This window comes from Bradyrhizobium sp. P3_C3, from assembly GCF_056402655.1.
Genome location: NZ_JBFUGY010000008.1, coordinates 134,789 through 154,107 on the forward strand (window position 1 = coordinate 134,789; position 19,319 = coordinate 154,107).

Sequence of the window (19,319 nt, forward strand, 5' to 3'; positions counted from 1 at the left end):
TCCCGGGCAATGCAAAGCATCGTCCGGAAGCTCCGCACTGCTGACATGACGCTGTCAGGAGCCTGTCGCGACAATCCGTATCGCGCCCAACACCCACGGACGCTTCCCGGTCGCGTGCGCACAGGAGGATCTGACCATGGCGCGATACCGGCTGCACTGCATCGGAGCTTCGGGCAATTCGTTCAAGGTAGCGCTATTCCTCAACTGCGCCGGGCTCGACTGGGAGCCGGTCGGCCTCGACTTTGCCGGCGGCGAGACCCGCACGCCTGACTGGCGGGCCACAACCAATGTCATGGGCGAAGTCCCTGTCCTCGAAGTCGATGGCCGGCATATGAGCCAGTCCGGTGCGATCCTGCTGTGGCTCGCCGAGACTCACGGCGTGTTCGGTCCGAGACGCGAGGAGACGTTCGAAGCCACGCGCTGGCTGCTGTTCGACAATCACAAGTTCACCGCGAGCTTCGCCCAGCACCGGTTTCAGCGCTGCTTCATGCCGGAGCCCGCCCATCCCGCTGTGCTCGCTTACTTGCGCGGTCGGACCGACAGCGCCTTCTCGATCGTCGACAGACACCTCTCCGACCGCAGCTTCATGCTGGGCGACCGTCCGACGATCGTCGATTTCTCACTGTTGGGCTATCTGTACTATCCGACCGAGGAGACGGGCTTTGATCTTGCCGCGACTTTCCCGGCGATTGATGCCTGGCGCCGGCGTGTCGCCGAACTGCCGGGCTGGAAGCCGCCCTATGAGATGATGCCAGTCGGCAACTCACCGACGCTCCATCTCTGAGAAGCGAGCAGAGCAACAGATCAAAGAAAAAGGCCGCTCGGTTTCCCAAGCGGCCTTTCCTGTCTTACGGTGGCTGCACATTCCATCGGGCGATTTCGAACTTCCAGACCGGGGGCCTATCTCCCGATCGAGTCCTCGTCGGCGGCCGCTGCATCTCGGGACAGTCGCGAACTGTTGCCCGAACCGAACGCGATGGTCTCCCATCTCCGTAAGATGGGACCATTGAGCCGCATCGCTCGCGTAGCTGCAACGCCCGCGCAGGCGCTGTCCCCGCTGTTCCCGCTGTCCACAGCAAGGTGAGGCGGATGCTGGTGCATCCTCCCCCACGGCAAGGATTCGGACGGAGATCGGAAAGCTAGCCAGGCGTCCAGGGCTGGTAGTCGCCGGTCGCCTTGGGACGCTTGCCGCTGGCAAGCGTCGAGCCGGAGGGCCGATAGGCGTTCGGCGTGCCGGTGGGGTTCGGCTGGTGCGGCTTTTGCCATTCGCGCGGCTGGTAGTTCTCTTCGGTCGGCGGCACATCGACGACGTGATGCATCCAGCCGTGCCAACCCGTCGGAATGCGGCTCGCTTCGGCGTAGCCGTTATAGATGACCCAGCGCCGCTCGAAGCCGAGCGTCGGATCGATCGCCCCGCCGCGGGTCCGATAATAGCGGTTTCCCTGCTCGTCCTGGCCGACCAGCTCGCCGTACCGCTTGGTCCAGAGCTGGGTGCCAAAGGTCTGGCCACTCCACCAGGTGAAGAACTTGAGGAAGAACTGTTTCATACGGCTAGGGCCCTGCTTCGTGAGGCCCTGATGCCATCCGGGCGGCGAAATGTCCAGTTCCGCGGGGACGGCCGTGCCGTGCAAAATGCCCGGCGTAAGCCCTGCCGCAAATCGGACGCGATCCGTTCATGCCGGGTACAGCGGCCGCATGGAAACCTGCGCCACACGCGCACACCGGCGTGAACCCTGGAACCGCGGGCCCTTCAAGAGGTTTGCTTCAGGGAATAAGGAGTTTGAACATGAAAAGTCTGAGAATTTTGAGCGCCGCGGCAGCGGTCGCGTTGGTCCTTCCGTTGGCGACGCCGAGCTTCGCCCAGGGCCGTGGCGGCCACGGCGGTGGCGGCGGTGGTCATTTTGGCGGTGGCGGCGGCGCCCATTTCGGCGGTGGCGGCGCCCGCATGGGCGGCGGCAGCTTTGGCGGCGCGCGGTTCGGTGGCGGCGGCGGCAATTTCGCAGCCGGAGCCATGCGCCCGAGCGCCGGCCTAGCCATGCGTCCGACCGCAGGAGCCACGTTTAGTGGTGGCGGCGGCCGTCCCCTCGCAGTCGCGGGTAACAACTGGCGCGGCGGCGGTGGCAACTGGCACGGTGGCGGCTGGCGTCGTCACGGTGGCGGTTTCTGGCCGGGCGTCGCAGCCGGTGCTGCGATCGGCGGGCTCGGCTCCTACGCCTACTACGGTGGCGGGTACTACAACGATCCCTACTACTATGGCGACGACAGCTATTATGACGAACCGTCGGTCGCAGTGGTGCCGGATAGCGGTGGTGACTCGTCGGCTTATTGCGCGCAGCGATACAGATCCTACGATCCGGCCTCGGGCACGTATCTCGGCTATGACGGCCAGCGTCATCCCTGCCCGTAAGCAGATCGACAACGCTTGAAGGAAGAGGCGTCGCATCGGTGCGGCGCCTCTTTCGTTTGTCGCGCGCTCATCGCCTGTTTCGCGCGCAGCCCGCGCATCGCGCGGGAGGAACTATGCACGCGAGCGCGAGGGACCTTTATTCACCGCACCGTGCATATCTACAATGATCCAATCCCAAATTGACCCGTCCCGCGATTCGCCTATATCACCGATGAATGTTGGGACTTCGATCTACTGGGAAATGTCATGCCGCGTATCCTCGTGGTAGATGACGATCCGATGGTCGGCGCGACCATCGAGGTCCTGCTCCAACGTCAGGGCTTCGATGTCACGATGGCTGACGGCGGCGAAACGGGACTGGCTGCGCTCGAAGCGCAGACGTTTGACGTGATGCTGGTCGACATCTTCATGCCGCACATGCGCGGCTTCGAATCCATCCGCATCTTTCACGAGCGCGCGCCGGCGATCCCTCTGATCGCGATGTCCGGCTACGCCTTCGCCTCGTCCGCCTCGCCCTCCCCCGATTTCCTCCGCATGGCACTGGAACTCGGCGCGACACGCTGCCTGCGCAAGCCGTTCACGCCGGACGCGCTCCTGACCACGATCCGGGAATGCCTTGGCGAGGCCGCGCAGCCGAAGGACAAGAAAGAAGCCCCTTGATCCCAACGCAGCGCGTCATTCTCGGTGCTGGACTTGCAATCCTCCTGATCATCACCGCCGCCTCGATCGGACTCGACGTCAAGTCGCGGTTCGATGCCGCCTGGGTCAATCACACCATCGAGACGCAGAAGAAGATCTCCGATCTGCGCGTGCTGATGCGCCACGCCGAGAGCGCCGCGCGCGGCTACGAGATCTATCGCAACCCGAGCTTCAGCGACGAGTTTCAGGCGGTGCACGCCCAGCTCGCGCCGGCGCTCGCCGACCTCAAGCGCAGCCTGCGTGACAATCCGGATCAGGTCGCGCTCATCGAGGGCACCGAGCCGCTGGCGCTGCGCCGGGTCGAGATCGCCGCAGAGGTGATGCGCCTGCGCGCCGAGAACGACCAGGCCGGCGTCGCCGCGCTCCAGGGCAAGGGCGAGGGCCGCGGCCTGATGGACACGGTGATGGGCAATCTCGATCAGCTGAGCGCGGAGGAAGAGCGATTGCTCGCCGCCCGCGCCCAGAGTTCCCGCCGCACCGGCATCGTCCTGCTCGGCATCGACGTGATCGGCGCGCTGGTGATCCTGCTGCTGGTCGCAATGCTGATGCGCGAGAGCCAGCGCACCACAGTCGCGCTGAAGAGCACGTTGCTGGAGACCACGGCGGCGAAGGAGCAACTCGAGGCGGCCGTCGCCGAGCGCACCGAGCATCTCGTCAACGCGCATGACGAGCTGCGGCTGTCGGTCAACGTGCTCCAGAGTACGTTCCACAGCATGGCCGAGGCTGTGCTGGTGATTGACGCCGAGGGCACTGTCCTTCTGTCCAATCCGGCCGCGGAGCGCATCTTGCTGCATCGCGCCGGCATGAGCCTGCGCAATCTGCGCGCCCTGTCCGACGTGTTTCACGGCGACGGCGTCACGCCGCTCAGGGCGGACGAACTGCCCTCGACGCGCGTGCTGCGCGGCGAGCAGTTCGAGAATTTGGAGATGATCGTCCGCCCGCACAACGGCAACGATCCCCGCCATCTGATGATCAGCGGTCGGCCGATGCGCGACGGACAAGGCAACGTCYCCGGCGCCGTGCTGGTCTATCACGATGCGACCACTTCGCGGGAAACCGAGCGGCAGCTGCACCAGTCGCAGAAGCTGGATGCGATCGGCAAGCTGACCGGCGGCGTCGCGCACGACTTCAACAACATGCTCACGGTGATATCAGGCAATACCGAGACGCTGGTGGCGAGCCTGAAGCAGCAGCCCGAGCTCCAGCGCGTGGCGCGGCTGATCGACGATGCCGCCGAGCGCTGCGCCGAGCTGATCCAGCATCTGCTCGCCTTTGCACGAAGGCAGCCGCTCCAGCCGCGCAATGTCGAGATCAACGGCGCGATCGCCGATATCGCCAAGCTGCTGCGCCCCACCCTCGGCGAACAGATCCAGATCGAGACCGTGCTGGAACAGGGACCGATGACCGCGCACATCGATCCGTCCCGCCTCACCAATGCCGTGCTCAACATGGCGATCAACGCCCGCGACGCCATGCCGAACGGCGGCAAGCTGCTGCTCGAGACCCACCACGTCGTGCTCGACGAGGCCTATGCGCAGGCCCACGTGGAGGTGCAGCCCGGTCCCTACGTGATGCTCGCGGTCAGCGACACCGGCACCGGCATGTCAGCGGACATCCAGCAGAAGGCCTTCGAGCCGTTCTTCACCACCAAGGAGGTCGGCAAGGGCTCGGGCCTCGGCCTCTCCATGGTCTATGGCTTCGTCAAGCAGTCCGGCGGCCACATCAAGATCTACAGCGAGGAAGGCCACGGCACCACGATCAAGCTCTATCTGCCGCCCGGCGACGGCATGACGGACGCGGCGGCCCCAGTGGCGCCGCAGGCCGAAGGGGGCGCCGAGACCATTTTCGTGGTCGAGGACGACACGCTGGTGCGCAACTTCGTCACCGCGCAGCTGCAGAGCCTCGGCTACGACACGGTCGCCGCGCCCGACAGCCGGGCCGCGCTGGACATGATCGAGGCCGGCCAGGACTTCGACCTCCTGTTCACCGACGTCGTCATCCCCGGCGGCATGAGCGGGCGCGAGCTCGCCKAAGAGGTGGCCAAGCGCCGGCCGGGTGTGAGGGTGCTCTACACCTCCGGCTACACCGACAACGCCATCGTCCATCACGGCAAGCTCGACGACGGCGTGCTGCTGCTGACCAAGCCCTACCGCCGCAACCAGCTCGCCGAGATGATCCGGAAGGCGCTGAACGGCGGCGGGATGACGGCGGGCTAGTTCAAGGATTGTTCTGCGGCGGCTTCCGCCGCTTTGTTTCGAACACCTTCGCGACATCCGGAGGCATCGCCCCAGGCGCACGCGATCGCGCGCTTTCTATCGCCCATGCCTTTTCGAAATCGGCGCTCGCGGCGGCAGCGTCGTGCTTTTTCTCGTAGGCCGCGCTGCGTGCGCGATAGGCTTGTTCATTGTCCGGATCGAGTTCGATCTGCTTTGTGAAGTCTGCAATGGCCCGGTCCTGATCGTCCTTGAGCGCGTAGGCGCGGCCGCGAAGCCCGTAGACGTATCCGATCCTGGCGTCGGCTGCGATGCTGGCGTCGAAATCGGCGATGGCTGCGTCGAGATCGCGCGTGTGCAGATAGGCCGAGCCACGGATGCTGAACGGAGACGAACGCTTCGGATTCAGCTCGAGCGCCTTGCTGGCGTCGGCAATCGCATGCGCGAAGTCATCCTGGCGTAAACGAGCGTCGGCGCGACTCTCGTAAGCCGCCGCACTGCCCGGATTCATGCTGATCCAGTGATCGATGTCGGCAATGGCGTGGCCGTAGTCCTTCTTTCGCCTGAACGCCACAGCCCGGTATCGATATCCATCGAAACCGCCGTCCGGTTCGATGCCAAGCGCGCTGGCAAGATCGGATGACGCGCCGGCGCGGTCGCCGATGTGATTGCGGCTGTCTTGCCGGGCAAGATAGGCCGCGATCCATCTCGGGTTGATCTCGATCGCCCTGGATTCGTCCGCGATGGCACCGCGCCGATCGCCCTTCTTCGCGCGGGCGATACCCCGGTTGGTGTAGGCGCGAAAATTCTGCGGATCGATCTCGATGGCTTTCGTCGAGTCGGCGATCGACTGATCGACATTGCCGTCGTCGAAATTGGCTGCACCCCGCCTCATATAGGCGTCGGCGAAGGCTGGATTGATGGCGATGGCCTCGCTCTCATCGGCGACGGCCGCCTTGTAGTCGCCGCTGCGCCAGTGGGCGTTGCCCCGATCATGAAAAAAGCCCGCACGTTCATCGTGGCCTGGCGTGCCGGCCTCGATCAGGCGCGTGCAGGCCGAAATCACGGCCGCTTCCGGAGCATCGTTGGATGCATTGCAAGATAACCGGTCCTGATCGGCTTGAGCCAATCCAAGGGACGGGATCAGCCCGAGCACGACGGCCAGCGCGATGACTCTCATGCGTTGCCCCTGGAGCGAGGTGAATTGCGGGAAACTATCTAGAGGTGCAGCGCAGCTTCGCGCAAGAGACCGCTGTCTAGCGCGTCGCCAGCACCACGGCCGCCAGCGTGAAGACCAGCGCGGCGATCTGCCCCGGGCCCAACGGCTCGTGCAGCGCCAGTGCCGAGGCGACGACGCCGATCACGGGTACCGCCATGGTGCCGATCGCGGCGACCGAGGCCGGCAGGCGCGCTAACGCTGCGAACCAGCTGACATGGGCGATGCAGAACTGCACCACAGTCGAATAGACGGCTGCCCGGCCGAGCGTCGTCACCTGCTCCGGATGCGAGGCCTGGCACGGCTTCGACAGCGCGCGGATTGTGTGTGCGCTCGGCTGAGAACTGCACTGAATTACGAATGCTCGCTGACGTCATCGGCGGTCTCGCAGCGGGCGTCGATGTTGTTTTCGGGTGACAGGCGACCGAAATCAAACGGTATTCCTGGCAGGCAAGACCATTCTCGTTGAGCCGCTTCGGCGAGCGAATATGTTGCGGTCTGTTTCTGAGGATTTCACCTCGGAATGGCCTGCGGGTCGGTGCCAAGGCTGACGGTAATACAATTGATAATTGAATCGAGAATTGGTTCTTGTCCGACCCGGCGCCGTCTCAGGCTCCCCACATTGTTGGCGAGCACGGCTGTCGCACTGGCGCTGACGATCGTGTCGGTGCGCGCCGACGGCGGCGCTGGCGGAGCCGGTGGCAATGGCACGGGCGGCGGCGGTGGCGCGGCCGGTACCAGCGCCTCTCCTAACGGTGGGAATGGCGGTGACAACGCGATCGGACAAGGTGCGGGCGGCGGCGGCGGCGCTGCCGCAGGCGGCACCGGAGGCTCCGGGGGCACGGCGACCTCAGGCGGCAACGGCGGACTTGGCGGTGACGGCGGCAACGTTGTCGGTGGCAGCGGCGGCAATGGCGGCAACGGCAACTCAGCTCTGACTGCGGGTAGTGGCGGTGGCGGCGGTGGAGGTGGCGAAGGTGCGCTCGGTGCCGGCTCCGGTGGAGCGGGTGGCGCTGGCGGTCACGGCGGCGCCAGCGCGAGCGGCGCCGATGGTTCTGCTGTCATTGGTGGCCTTGATGCCAGCGCGGGAACGGGCAGCGGCGGCGTCGGTGGCGGCGGTGGTGCGGGTGGCGCCGGCGTGCAGGTCAGCGTCGGAGGCAGCACCCTTTCGATAGCGGCGACCGGCGGCGCGGGTGGGGTTGGTGGCAGTGGCGGCGCCGGCGGGAGCGGCGGCAATGGAGCCAGTGCTCTCTCCCTGGGCGTCGCTGGTGTGACCGGCGGGACCGGTGGCAACGTCCTCGGCAGCGGGGGCGCTGCCGGCGGCGGCGGCAATGGCGGCACCGCCGTGCAGGTCACCAGCGCAGGCACCACGACGGTCCAGCAAACGGTCGCCGGCGGCGATGGCGGCAGCGGCGGGCGCGGCGGTACAGCGGGTCACGGCGGGAGCGGTGGTGCGGGCGCTTCCGGCGCCAATGTTCTCGGCGCGCTCGATGGCGGGACCGGTGGAAACGGCGGCAATAGCGGGGTTGGTGCCGGCGGCAATGGTGCGATCGGCGGCAGCGGTGGCGACGGCATCCAGGTCACGGGTGGCGGCACCGTGACGATTTTGCAAAGCGTCACGGCAGGTACCGGCGGCAGCGGTGGCGCTGGCGGTGCAGGCAGCGCCGGCGGCATGGCCGGCAACGGCGGCAACGCGGGATCCAGCATCGGGCTCGGCGTAGCCGGCGGGCGCGGTGGCAATGGTGGCACCGGCGGCAGCGCCAGCGCCCACGCAGGCGATGGCGCCAATGGTGCCGACGGTGGCGTTGGTCTGCAGGTGACGAGCGGTGGCACGCTCTCAATTTCCCAAACGATCATGGGAGGCGCCGGTGGCAATGGCGGCGCTGGCGGCAACGGCGCCAATGGCGGCGCAAGCGGGATCGGCGGCGCCGGCGGCACAGGCGACAATGGCGCCAACGGGTCCTCCGGCTCCGGCTTTCTCAATGGCAACAACGGTCTGGTTGGTGGCGCTGGCGGCAACGGCGGGAATGGTGGCGCCGGCGGAAATGGCGGCATTGGCGGTAGCGGATCCAGCGGCGGCGATGGTGTCCAGCTCACGAACGGCGGGACCGTTACAGTTTCGGGCAACATCGCTGGTGGCGCCGGCGGGATTGGCGGCTCCGGCGGCAATGCCGGCAACGGCGCCGCCGGGGGCAACGGCAGTGACGCCGGCACAGCGGGCACCGGCGGTGCTGGCGCGAGTGCCCTTCTCCCGGCCGTCGCTGGCGGCAGCGGCGGCAGCGGCGCCGCCGGCGGAATGGGTGGCAACGGCGGGAGCGGAGGAAGCGCCGGCGATGCCGGCGTAGGTGGTCATGGCGGCGCCGGCGGCGCCGGCGCGACCATTTCAAACGGTGGCACGCTGACCAATCAAGGCATCATCACCGGCGGCGATGGCGGCCGCGGCGGCACCGCAGGCAGTGGCGGCAACGGCGGCGCCGGTGGCAATGCGGGCAACGGCGGTGTCGGCGGCGTTGGCGGCGCTGGCGGCAACGGCACCGCTGGCGTCAACGTGGTCGGCTCGACCGATGGCGGCAATGGCGGCAACGGCGGGACCGGCGGATTTGGCGGTGCCGGCGGCAATGCCGGCAACGGTGGCAGCGCCTCGAGCCGCGGCGGCGATGGCGGCTATGGTGGCACCGGCGGCGTCGGCGCCGCCTTCTCCAACGGCGGCACGCTGATCAATCGCGGCACGATCACCGGCGGCAATGGCGGCATCGCCGGGGCCGCAGGCATGGGTGGCCTCGGCGGCACCGCGGGCAGCGCCGGCAGCGGTGGTGTCGGCGGCTCCGGCGGCGTCGGCGGTGCCGGGGCCTTGGCCGCCAGCGGCGGCACGAACGGCACCACAGGGACGAACGGCTTCTCCGGCGTGAGCGGCAGCGCCGGCGCGAGCGGTAGCTCCGGCAGCAGCACCGTCACCGCCGGGGTCTCCGGCGCGGTCGGTGCAGGCGGCGCCGGCGTCATCGGCACCAATCTCAGCATCATCAACAGCGGATCGATTTCAGGCGGTCTCGCCGGCGACGGCGTCACGCGTGCCAACGCCATCACCTTCACCGGCGGCGCGAACACGCTACAGCTTCAGGCCGGCTACAGCTTCAGCGGCAACGTCGTCGATCAGACGGGCAACGGCGCCTTGCAGTTCGGCGGCAACACCAACCCCACTGCTTCTTTCGACGTTTCGCTGATCGGCGCCGCTGCGCAGTATCGGGGCTTCGCGAGCTTCGAGAAGACGGGCGCTTCGACCTGGACGCTAAGCGGCACCAATAGCGCTGCATTGCCGTGGTCGATCGCCGCCGGCACGCTGCTGGTGAACGGCTCGCTGGCCAATTCGACCATGACCGTGAACGCCGGCGGCACGCTTGGCGGCACGGGCACTATCGGCGCAGCGACGATCAATGCCGGTGGCACGTTCATGCCTGGAGCCGTCAACACGCCCGGGACGTCGACGATGGTCGCCGGCAATCTGGCCTTCCAATCGGGCGCGCTCTACGTCGTTGCGGTCAATCCATCGACGTCGAGCTTCGCCAATGTCATGGGCGCGGCGACGTTGACAGGCGCGACCGTGGTCGCGAATTTCCTGCCCGGCAGCTATGTCTCGAAGACATACACGATCCTGACCGCGGCCGGYGGACGTGGCGGCACGACGTTCGCGGGCATCACCAATGTCGGACTGCCGACAGGCGCGAGCGATACGCTGAGCTATGACGCCAACAACGCCTATCTGAACCTGACGGCCGCCTTCACCAATTACACCGGCCTCAACGTCAACCAGCAGAACGTCGCCAACGCGCTGACCTACGCCTTCAACAATAACGGCGGCCTTCCGATGGGCTTCTTCGGGCTCAGTCCCGCCGGCTTGACCCAGGTCTCCGGCGAGAGCGCCACCGGCTCCCAGCAGACGACGTTCAACGCGATGAACCAGTTCATCGGCGTGATGACGGATCCATTCATCTCCGGTCGCAGAGGTCCCGTCAGCGCCGGCGGCCCGCCGAATGCGTTTGGGGAGGAGAGTTCGGTTCCCGTGGCACGCGGTCGAACGGATAGTGAGCGCGACGCTTATGCGGCGATGTCCACCAAGGCGCTGGCAGTTCCGACCTTCGAACAGCGCTGGAGCGTGTGGGCCGCCGGCTTCGGCGGCTCGCAGACCACGGCCGGTAACGCCATCATCGGCTCGAACAACAGCGCGAGCAGCATCTACGGCATCGCGGTCGGTGCGGACTATCGGGTCTCGCCGGACACGCTCGCGGGATTTGCGCTGGCGGGCGGCCGCACCGGCTTCAACGTCAACGGCCTCGGCTATGGCAGCTCCGACCTGTTCCAAGCCGGCGCCTTCGTTCGCCATAACATCGGTGCGGCCTACATCATTGCTGCGCTGGCTTATGGCTGGCAGGACATCACGACCAACCGCATCGTCACGGTCGCCGGCATCGACCACCTGCGCGCCGAGTTCAATGCGAATGCGTATTCGGCTCGCGTGGAGAGTGGCCACCGCTTCGTCATGCCGACGCTGGGCGGTCTCGGCATCACCCCTTACGCCGCAGGGCAATTCACCACATTCGACCTGCCGGCCTATGCCGAAAGCGTCGTCGCCGGTTCGCCGTTGTTTGCACAGACCTATGCCGCCAAGAGCGTGACCGACACGCGCAGCGAGCTCGGCATTCGCACCGACAAATCATTCGCCATGCAGAACGGCATCGTCACGCTGCGCGGCCGCCTTGCATGGGCGCATGATTTTAATCCGGATCGTTCGATTGCCCCGACCTTCCAGTCGCTGCCGGGCGCAAGCTTCGTCGTCAACGGTGCGGCGCAGGCGCCCGACTCCGCGCTGACCACAGCCTCGGCCGAATGGCAATGGACCAACGGCTGGTCTGCCGCCGCGACGTTCGAGGGCGAGTTCTCGAATGTCACGCAAAGCTATGCCGGCAAGGGCGCGATCCGCTACGCATGGTAATGCCTGGTTCTCGAGCTAGCGCGTCGCCAGCACCACGGCTGCCAGCGTGAAGATCAGCGCGGCGATCTGGCCCGGCCCCAGCGGCTCGCCCAGCGCCAGCGCGGAGGCGACCACGCCAATGACAGGCACGGCCATGGTGCCGATCGCGGCGACCGAGGCCGGCAGCCGCGCCAGTGCCGCGAACCAGCTGACATAGGCGATGCAGAACTGCACCACGGTGGAATAGACCAGCAGCCACCAGCCGACCGGCGTCACCAGCGAAAGATGCGTGGTCTCGACCAAGAGGCCGATGATCGAGATCGGCAGGCAGCCGATCCCGATCTGCCAGGCCGCGGCCGTGATCGGCGGCAGATGGATCGGGTACTTCTTCGAGAACACCGTGCCGATGGCGAAGCCGAGCGCGCCGGCCAGCGCCATGATGATGCCAGGCAGCTTCTCCACGCTCGCGGCAAAGCCGTTGCCACCCATGATCGAGGCCAGGCCGACGAAAGCCATCACCAGCCCCAGCGTGCGCAGCACGGTCGGCCGCTCGCCCAGCACCGGCCAGGCGATCAGCGAGGCCCAGACCGGCATGGTGTAGGCGATCAGCGCCGCCTCGCTGGCCGGCAACCAAAGCAGCGCCAGACCCATCAGCACCATCCAGCCGGTGACGTTCAGGACGGCGGCGGTCAGTAAGCGCGGCCAGATCCCCGGCCCCACCTTGAGGCTCTGCCGGCGGATCAGCGCAAGCGCCGCGAGCAGCACCGCGCCCAGCACGCCGGTCACCCCGCGCAGCGTCAGCGGCGGCAGCTCGGACAGCAGGAACTTCGTCACCGGCCAGTTGAAGCCCCAGCCGATTGAGGTGATGGCGAGGAACATCAGGCCGGCCGGGGCGATGCGCGGTCGCGCATCCCGGCGAGTCGAATCAAGCATGTGGGGTACCCGACGAAATCGCGGTCAGCTTGGCGCGGATTCGCACGCGCCACCACCACCCCGGCGGGCATGCCTGCCCTCACCTTCCGTAGCCCTACGTGAGTCCCGCTGAGGCAACCCCGGTCCCGAAAAATATACCTGCCCTGTGAACAGCGGGGTGAAGGGTCCGTATCGTCACGGGATGCAAWTTTTTTTGGTTGGGAATCCCTGAGGACTCACTGATACTTGGCTCAACAACAGGCGCGGGCTTGCCCCCTGTTATCCCCCGCAATCCACCATATTTAGTATTTGATTCAGGAACTCGCACTAGTTCTTGACGGGCGCAACGGAGAGTCCTAGCTTTCGGTCCGTTCGGCGCGAGTGAGTTTGCGTCCCGCCGGCACTCCCCCAAAGGGTCTCGCAAATCGCCACTCCGCCAAGCCAGCCAAAGGCCGCGGATGAGGGCTTGTCTGCCCTCGAAATGCAGACCTTCGGGCGCCAGAACGGGCCGGCAACAGGCTCGGATGGCATTGGTTGAAGTAGCGTGTGGGGCGTTGAACGCATGTCGCGCACATCCCCTTGGGGGCGGATGGGTGTGGACATGCCGGCGGATGAGAACCATCGCGCCGGGAGAAACTGGGCCGGATCCACCGGCTGAACTGCGAAGCCTTTGGGCCGATGAGGTCCTTGGAGGAATCGCGAACCGAAATAGCGACCCGGGCGCCTTGCGGAGGCAGTCCGGCAGATAAAAGGACGGGGCAAGACCATGCGGATTGAGCGGCGCCACACCACTTCGGGACAGTCACCTTACGCCGGGATCGATTTCCGGCTGACCACGTCGGAGATCCGGAATCCCGACGGCTCGGTCGTGTTCAAGCTTGAGAACGTCGAGGTGCCGACCGAGTGGTCGCAGGTCGCCTCCGACGTGCTCGCCCAGAAGTATTTCCGCAAGGCCGGCGTCGCCGCGCGCCTGAAGAAGGTCGAGGAGGAGTCCGTCCCCTCCTTCCTGTGGCGCTCCGTGCCCGACACCGAGGCGCTCGCCGCTCTCCCCGAGAAAGAGCGCTTCGTCAGCGAGCTCTCGGCCAAGCAGGTGTTCGACCGCCTGGCCGGCTGCTGGACCTATTGGGGCTGGAAGGGCAACTACTTCTCCTCCGACGAGGACGCCCAGACCTTCTATGACGAGATCCGCTACATGCTCGCCATGCAGATGGTCGCGCCGAACTCGCCGCAATGGTTCAACACCGGTCTGCACTGGGCCTATGGCATCGACGGCCCCGGCCAGGGCCACTATTACGTCGACCCCTTCACCGGCAAGCTGACCAAGTCCAAGTCGGCCTACGAGCACCCGCAGCCGCACGCCTGCTTCATCCAGGGCGTCGGTGACGACCTCGTCAACGAGGGCGGCATCATGGACCTCTGGGTCCGCGAAGCCCGCCTGTTCAAGTACGGCTCCGGCACCGGCTCCAACTTCTCCCGCCTGCGCGGCGAAGGCGAGAAGCTCTCCGGCGGCGGCCGCTCGAGCGGCCTGATGAGCTTCCTCAAGATCGGCGACCGCGCAGCCGGCGCGATCAAGTCGGGCGGCACCACGCGCCGCGCGGCCAAGATGGTCGTCGTCGACGTCGATCACCCCGATATCGAGACCTATATCGACTGGAAGGTGAAGGAGGAGCAGAAGGTTGCGGCTCTCGTCACCGGCTCCAAGATCAACCAGAAGCACCTCAAGGCGGTGCTGAAGGCCTGCGTGAACTGCGAAGGTTCGGGCGACGATTGCTTCGACCCCGAGAAGAACCCGGCGCTCCGCCGCGAGATCAAGCTCGCGCGCCGCAGCCTCGTGCCCGACAACTACATCAAGCGCGTGATGCAGTTCGCCAAGCAGGGCTACAAGGACATCCAGTTCGACGTCTATGACACCGACTGGGATTCGGAAGCCTACCTCACGGTATCAGGTCAGAACTCCAACAACTCGGTCTCGCTGAAGGACGACTTCCTGCGCGCCGTGGAAACGGATGGCGACTGGAACCTCGTGGGACGCACGACGAAGAAGATCACCAAGACGCTGAAGGCGCGCGACCTCTGGGAAAAGATCGGCTACGCCGCCTGGGCGTCGGCCGACCCGGGCCTGCACTTCAACACCACCATGAACGACTGGCACACCTGCAAGGCGTCCGGCGACATCCGCGCGTCCAATCCGTGCTCGGAATACATGTTCCTGGACGACACAGCGTGCAACCTCGCGTCCGCGAACCTGCTCACGTTCTACAACACCGAGACCAAGCAGTTCGACGTCGCCGGCTACGAGCACCTCTGCCAGCTCTGGACCATCGTGCTCGAAATCTCCGTGATGATGGCGCAGTTCCCGTCGCGCGCGATCGCCGAACTCTCCTACGAGTTCCGCACGCTCGGCCTCGGCTACGCCAATATCGGCGGCCTGCTGATGACCATGGGCCTGTCCTATGACAGCAAGGAAGGCCGCGCGCTCTGCGGCGCCCTCACCGCTGTGATGACCGGCATCACCTACAAGACCTCGGCGGAGATGGCGGCCGAGCTCGGCACCTTCCCGGGCTACAAGAAGAACGCCGCGCACATGCTGCGCGTGATCCGCAACCACCGCCGCGCCGCGCACGGCCAGTCCAACGGCTACGAGGCGCTCTCGGTGAACCCGGTGCCGATGGACCTCGTGTCCTGCCCGCAGGCTGACATCGTCAGCCACGCGCAGGCCGCCTGGGATGCGGCGCTCGAGCTCGGCGAGAAGCACGGCTATCGCAACGCCCAGACCACGGTCATCGCGCCGACCGGCACGATCGGCCTCGTGATGGATTGCGACACCACTGGCATCGAGCCCGACTTCGCGCTGGTCAAATTCAAGAAGCTCGCCGGCGGCGGCTACTTCAAGATCATCAACCGCGCGGTCCCCGCGGCGCTGCGCGCGCTCGGCTATCGCGAGAGCGAGATCGCGGAGATCGAGGCCTACGCCGTCGGCCATGGCTCGCTCTCCAACGCGCCGGGCATCAACGCCTCGACGCTGAAGGCCAAGGGCTTCACCGATGAAGCCATCGCCAAGGTCGAAAAGGCCCTGCCGACCGCCTTCGACATCAAGTTCGCCTTCAACAAGTGGACCTTTGGCGAGGATTTCATCCGCGACCAGCTCGGCATCGGCGCCGAGGCGATCGCGGCCCCCGGCTTCGACCTGCTCCAGGCCGTGGGCTTCACCAAGCGCGAGATCGAGGCGGCCAACGTCCACATCTGCGGCGCGATGACGGTGGAAGGTGCTCCGCACCTCAAGGCCGAGCACTATTCGGTGTTCGACTGCGCCAATCCCTGCGGCAAGATCGGCAAGCGCTATCTGTCGGTCGAGAGCCACATCCGCATGATGGCGGCGGCGCAGCCCTTCATCTCGGGCGCGATCTCCAAGACCATCAACATGCCGAACGACGCCACGGTGGAGGACTGCAAGTCCGCCTACATGCTGTCGTGGAAACTGGCGCTGAAGGCCAACGCGCTCTATCGCGACGGCTCCAAGCTCTCCCAGCCGCTCAACTCGCAGCTCATCGCCGACGATGAGGACGAGGAGGATGCGGTCGAGTCGCTCTACGAGAAGCCGATGGCGGCGCGTGCCACCCAGGTCTCGGAAAAGATCGTCGAGAAGCTGGTCGAGCGCATTATCGTGATGCGCGAGCGCGAGAAGATGCCGGATCGCCGCAAGGGCTACACCCAGAAGGCGGTCGTCGGCGGCCACAAGGTCTATCTCCGAACCGGCGAGTATGATGACGGCCGTCTCGGCGAGATCTTCATCGACATGCACAAGGAAGGCGCAGCGCTCCGCTCCTTCATCAACAACTTCGCCATCGCGGTGTCGCTGGGCCTCCAGTACGGCGTGCCGCTCGACGAATATGTCGACGCCTTCACCTTCACCCGCTTCGAGCCGGCGGGCCCCGTGCAGGGCAACGACAGCATCAAGTACGCGACCTCGATCCTTGACTACGTCTTCCGCGAGCTCGCGGTGAGCTACATGTCGCGCTTCGATCTCGCCCATGTCGATCCGACCGAGTCGAATTTCGACGCGCTCGGTAAGGGCGTCGAGGAAGGCAAGGAGCCGGACGAGACCCAGCACGCGACCAAGCTGGTCTCGCGCGGCCTCACCCGCTCCCGCACCGACAACCTCGTCGTGATGCGCGGCGGCTCCGCCGCGATCGCCCCGGGCAACGACAGCGCCCCGACCGGCGGCAGCAAGGTCACCGCGCTGGCCTCGCACGGCACGTCGGCCCGCGCCGGCGATGCCATCGAAGGCGCCGTCGCGCTGAAGCAGGAAGCCAGCCACGACCTCTCCCCGACCGAGAAGTTAGAGGCCCTCCAGTGGAGCAAGGCCGGCAGCACCGCACAGACGCTCGTCCCCACCAAAGCCGAGCGCCGCGCGGAAGCCAAGGCCAAGGGCTACGAAGGCGAGATGTGCTCAGAGTGCGGCAACTTCACGCTGGTGCGGAATGGCACGTGCATGAAGTGCGATACTTGCGGGTCCACGACGGGGTGTTCGTGAGGGTTTACCTGGATGTGAAGAGCGGCCCAAGTTGACCGCCCAACACGTCCCCGTGTCCACTTTGATCTAACTAAGCTGCATGCAGCAGGATTTTCTCTCGCCGGCGACCCTCAGGGTCGTCGGCGAGCTGATTCAGGCCAGTCGCCAGCCGCTCGGGAGCCATTCGATGGATCGTTCTATGACAGGTGATTTCGAGGTCGCGCCGCTCGAAATGGTCGAGATCTGGAAACATGCGAAAATCCAGCGGCGCCGCCTGTGGGCTGACGAGGACCGAGTCGATCTTCTGTCTCTGCAGGCGGCCACTGACGTCTGGACGATCGACGGCATGCGGGCGTTTCAGCTTCGATTCGTCGCTGACGAGGCGATGAGCGGAGAGACCGGCCTGACGGTGATCGAGGGCGACATGATCGTCGTTAGATTGCCTGCCGGCATGCGGCACAAGCTGGACTTGGGGTTGGGCAGTGCGCGGCTCACACTTGCTCGCGAACTCGGATACGCGACGCTGCACCCGGCCCGCTTGGCGGATCGAGTGCCGTCGGACAGGTTAGAGCGGTCGTGGATATACGGTTCTGGTTCGAGCCGGTGGCAGGCCAGGTTCTTCGCACCGGCGCTTTTGATCAACGACGCGACGGCCTGGTCAACGGGGAACGTCCGCGACGTGTCCATTGCCGCCGGCATCGATCTGGATGCAGCGCAGCAGTACCTTGCCGAACTCTGCGGGGACCTCTTGAGGACCGATCGCGGCGCTCGCATTCAGACAATCGCCGACGAGGTTCGAATGGCTCTGCCCGCCAGATTGGCGAGATACCTTCAACCGCAAGAGGCTCATGCGAACGATGCGATCCGAAATAGCGACGCTGAGGCAGAAATTGGCGAGACCCGATCTTCTCCGGAGAGGTCGGCGGCGACGCACGACATCGATCGGACCGAGCTCAATCGATTTCAGATCCGCGCGATCGCCAAGGAGCAGCGGCGGCGCCTGGGCTGGAATGGCCGTGAAAGGGTCGATCCGCTAGAACTCGCGGATTGCACCGAGATTTGGACCATGGACGGCGTCGCGCCCTTCCGCCTGGAATTCTCTCCGGGCGAAATGGACCAAACGGAATAATACCCGTGGATGGCCATTAAAACTTATCGGTGCTTTCGAACAGCCATCGTCCAAAATTGCGACGCCTATTAGCGTTATCGCTATTGTTCTTTTCGTTTTACTCGTTGTCGTTGGTTTTCTAGCGATCGGCTGGTTGCTGGCAGATCTGCTAAGACTCGCCATCCAAGCTCAACGCAGATGGGAGCATTCTCTATGGCTTTAGGTTACCTAGCCGGTATGATAGGAATCACCCCTCCACCATTACATTGAGTTTGGCGAGCACAATTTTGCTCCGCGCGGAGCTTAGAAGCATGAAGCTCTCCGCAGACTCCAATCTACGCGTGATGGCAAATCCGGAGACCGAGATTCTCGACATCAACTTGGAGGACGTTGCTGAGTTCTATCCCGACGACCTCAAGGGACTCAAAGCAAACCAGCGATCAATCCATCCTGAGACCGCGGAACGACCACCGACTTGGCCTCCGCTTAACTTACTCGGCGATGATCTCGACGACGATATTCCATTCTAATGAGCAGTCCGTAGCCGCGCCTTCGGCTCGTGTTTGGTAGACGGCGCAATTAAGTGCACTGCCGCCGTAATCGTAGATTGGTTCCGGCATCAACACCCTGCCGCCGAAATTGCCTTTGCGGTCGAGCCCATCCCTCCTAAACTCCGACCCCACCGGCAACGACGGGCCCGGTAGAAGCGGAGTCGAGTTATGCCCACATCGGAAAGCTTCCCGATCGAGAAGATTTTCGTTCCCACGAAAATGAAGAAAGCCATCAAGCCCGAGATCGTCGGGGAGATCGCGGAAAGTATGCTGGACATCGGACAGCAGGCTCCCATTTCCGTTCGGCTCGACGGAGACCGCCTCGTTCTGGTCGAGGGACTGCATCGGCTCGAAGCCTGCAAGGCGCTCGGCGAGACAACCATACTCGGTGTCATCGTCCCGGCGGAGCTTGCGCAACACAGGCCACTGCTGTCCGAAGGACCCGCAGTCGAGGCAGAGCGCATCAAGATGGCGCGATTGAAACAGCTGCGCCTCGAGAAGGAAGCCGCAGAGGCATCGACGGCTGCCTTGAAGAGCGTCAACGGAACGGAAGCGCCGCGCACCCGTCCGACGAAAGGCGTTCGCGACAATCCGAAGGCATCACCGGGCCGGACTGCGGGATCGACACGGAAAACATTGTCGGACTGGATCACGCAGCAAAAGGGCAGCGGCGGCCGCTATTGATGGCGGGCTCCAGATCTTGAGATCACAGCGTCTTGAGATCACAGCTCGAA

Annotated in this window: 12 protein-coding genes and 1 pseudogene; 9 read left to right on the plus strand and 4 right to left on the minus strand. The window is 65.4% G+C overall.

All coding sequences use genetic code 11. The features are described from left to right. Window positions 1-136: 136 nt before the first annotated feature. Window positions 137-784, plus strand: a complete 648-nt coding sequence (locus AC1DW2_RS11880; protein WP_477006098.1) for a glutathione S-transferase family protein — start codon at window positions 137-139, stop codon at window positions 782-784. Window positions 785-1,139: 355 nt separating this feature from the next. On the opposite strand, the gene AC1DW2_RS11885 is transcribed toward AC1DW2_RS11880, so the two are convergent. After that, window positions 1,140-1,547 carry an NADH:ubiquinone oxidoreductase subunit NDUFA12 gene (locus AC1DW2_RS11885; RefSeq protein ID WP_028148726.1) on the minus strand — a complete coding sequence of 136 codons (408 nt, stop codon included), beginning with the start codon at window positions 1,545-1,547 and terminating at the stop codon, window positions 1,140-1,142. 239 nt (window positions 1,548-1,786) lie between these two features. Here AC1DW2_RS11885 and AC1DW2_RS11890 point away from each other — a divergent pair, with 239 nt between their 5' ends. The 3 genes from AC1DW2_RS11890 (at window position 1,787) to AC1DW2_RS11900 (ending at window position 5,322) form a co-directional block, all read left to right on the plus strand. Further along, window positions 1,787-2,407 (plus strand): BA14K family protein, encoded by a 621-nt coding sequence (locus AC1DW2_RS11890; RefSeq protein WP_063983561.1) that lies wholly within the window; start codon window positions 1,787-1,789, stop codon window positions 2,405-2,407. A gap of 246 nt (window positions 2,408-2,653) precedes the next feature. After that, window positions 2,654-3,067 carry a response regulator gene (locus tag AC1DW2_RS11895; protein ID WP_028148724.1) on the plus strand — a complete coding sequence of 138 codons (414 nt, stop codon included), beginning with the start codon at window positions 2,654-2,656 and terminating at the stop codon, window positions 3,065-3,067. Next, window positions 3,064-5,322, plus strand: a complete 2,259-nt coding sequence (locus AC1DW2_RS11900) for a CHASE3 domain-containing protein (RefSeq protein ID WP_477006099.1) — start codon at window positions 3,064-3,066, stop codon at window positions 5,320-5,322. Before AC1DW2_RS11895 ends, AC1DW2_RS11900 begins: the two co-directional genes overlap by 4 nt. A gap of 1 nt (window position 5,323) precedes the next feature. Here AC1DW2_RS11900 and AC1DW2_RS11905 read toward each other — a convergent pair whose 3' ends face one another. Together AC1DW2_RS11905 and AC1DW2_RS11910 are read right to left on the minus strand one after the other, a co-directional pair. Then, window positions 5,324-6,499 (minus strand): tetratricopeptide repeat protein, encoded by a 1,176-nt coding sequence (locus AC1DW2_RS11905; RefSeq protein ID WP_477006100.1) that lies wholly within the window; start codon window positions 6,497-6,499, stop codon window positions 5,324-5,326. A 76-nt stretch (window positions 6,500-6,575) separates the two neighbouring features. Further along, window positions 6,576-6,794, minus strand: a pseudogene (locus AC1DW2_RS11910) (EamA family transporter); the annotation flags it as partial. Window positions 6,795-7,160: 366 nt separating this feature from the next. Here AC1DW2_RS11910 and AC1DW2_RS11915 point away from each other — a divergent pair. After that, window positions 7,161-11,522 (plus strand): autotransporter domain-containing protein, encoded by a 4,362-nt coding sequence (locus AC1DW2_RS11915; RefSeq protein WP_477006101.1) that lies wholly within the window; start codon window positions 7,161-7,163, stop codon window positions 11,520-11,522. Window positions 11,523-11,537: 15 nt separating this feature from the next. On the opposite strand, the gene AC1DW2_RS11920 is transcribed toward AC1DW2_RS11915, so the two are convergent. After that, window positions 11,538-12,434, minus strand: a complete 897-nt coding sequence (locus AC1DW2_RS11920) for a DMT family transporter (RefSeq protein ID WP_135216155.1) — start codon at window positions 12,432-12,434, stop codon at window positions 11,538-11,540. Between the two features lie 745 nt (window positions 12,435-13,179). Between AC1DW2_RS11920 and AC1DW2_RS11925 the strand changes: the two genes are divergently transcribed. The 4 genes from AC1DW2_RS11925 to AC1DW2_RS11940 all read left to right on the plus strand — a co-directional run bounded on the left by AC1DW2_RS11925 (window position 13,180) and on the right by AC1DW2_RS11940 (window position 19,269). Next, on the plus strand, window positions 13,180-16,947 hold the full coding sequence (locus AC1DW2_RS11925) for a vitamin B12-dependent ribonucleotide reductase (protein ID WP_477006102.1): 3,768 nt from the start codon (window positions 13,180-13,182) through the stop codon (window positions 16,945-16,947). 79 nt (window positions 16,948-17,026) lie between these two features. Next, the gene (locus AC1DW2_RS11930) at window positions 17,027-18,055 is read left to right on the plus strand and encodes a hypothetical protein (RefSeq protein ID WP_477006103.1); all 1,029 of its coding nucleotides are present in this window, start codon (window positions 17,027-17,029) and stop codon (window positions 18,053-18,055) included. Window positions 18,056-18,345: 290 nt separating this feature from the next. Continuing rightward, window positions 18,346-18,564 carry a hypothetical protein gene (locus tag AC1DW2_RS11935; protein WP_208086576.1) on the plus strand — a complete coding sequence of 73 codons (219 nt, stop codon included), beginning with the start codon at window positions 18,346-18,348 and terminating at the stop codon, window positions 18,562-18,564. A 189-nt stretch (window positions 18,565-18,753) separates the two neighbouring features. Further along, on the plus strand, window positions 18,754-19,269 hold the full coding sequence (locus tag AC1DW2_RS11940) for a ParB N-terminal domain-containing protein (protein WP_208086575.1): 516 nt from the start codon (window positions 18,754-18,756) through the stop codon (window positions 19,267-19,269). The last annotated feature ends 50 nt before the right edge of the window (window positions 19,270-19,319 follow it).

Bases quoted from the DNA above. Each gene is read 5' to 3' on its own strand.
- AC1DW2_RS11880 (WP_477006098.1), top strand. From the start codon at position 137: ATGGCGCGATACCGGCTGCACTGCATCGGAGCTTCGGGCAATTCGTTC.
- AC1DW2_RS11885 (WP_028148726.1), bottom strand. From the start codon at position 1,547: ATGAAACAGTTCTTCCTCAAGTTCTTCACCTGGTGGAGTGGCCAGACC.
- AC1DW2_RS11890 (WP_063983561.1), top strand. From the start codon at position 1,787: ATGAAAAGTCTGAGAATTTTGAGCGCCGCGGCAGCGGTCGCGTTGGTC.
- AC1DW2_RS11895 (WP_028148724.1), top strand. From the start codon at position 2,654: ATGCCGCGTATCCTCGTGGTAGATGACGATCCGATGGTCGGCGCGACC.
- AC1DW2_RS11905 (WP_477006100.1), bottom strand. From the start codon at position 6,499: ATGAGAGTCATCGCGCTGGCCGTCGTGCTCGGGCTGATCCCGTCCCTT.
- AC1DW2_RS11920 (WP_135216155.1), bottom strand. From the start codon at position 12,434: ATGCTTGATTCGACTCGCCGGGATGCGCGACCGCGCATCGCCCCGGCC.
- AC1DW2_RS11925 (WP_477006102.1), top strand. From the start codon at position 13,180: ATGCGGATTGAGCGGCGCCACACCACTTCGGGACAGTCACCTTACGCC.
- AC1DW2_RS11930 (WP_477006103.1), top strand. From the start codon at position 17,027: ATGCAGCAGGATTTTCTCTCGCCGGCGACCCTCAGGGTCGTCGGCGAG.
- AC1DW2_RS11935 (WP_208086576.1), top strand. From the start codon at position 18,346: ATGAAGCTCTCCGCAGACTCCAATCTACGCGTGATGGCAAATCCGGAG.
- AC1DW2_RS11940 (WP_208086575.1), top strand. From the start codon at position 18,754: ATGCCCACATCGGAAAGCTTCCCGATCGAGAAGATTTTCGTTCCCACG.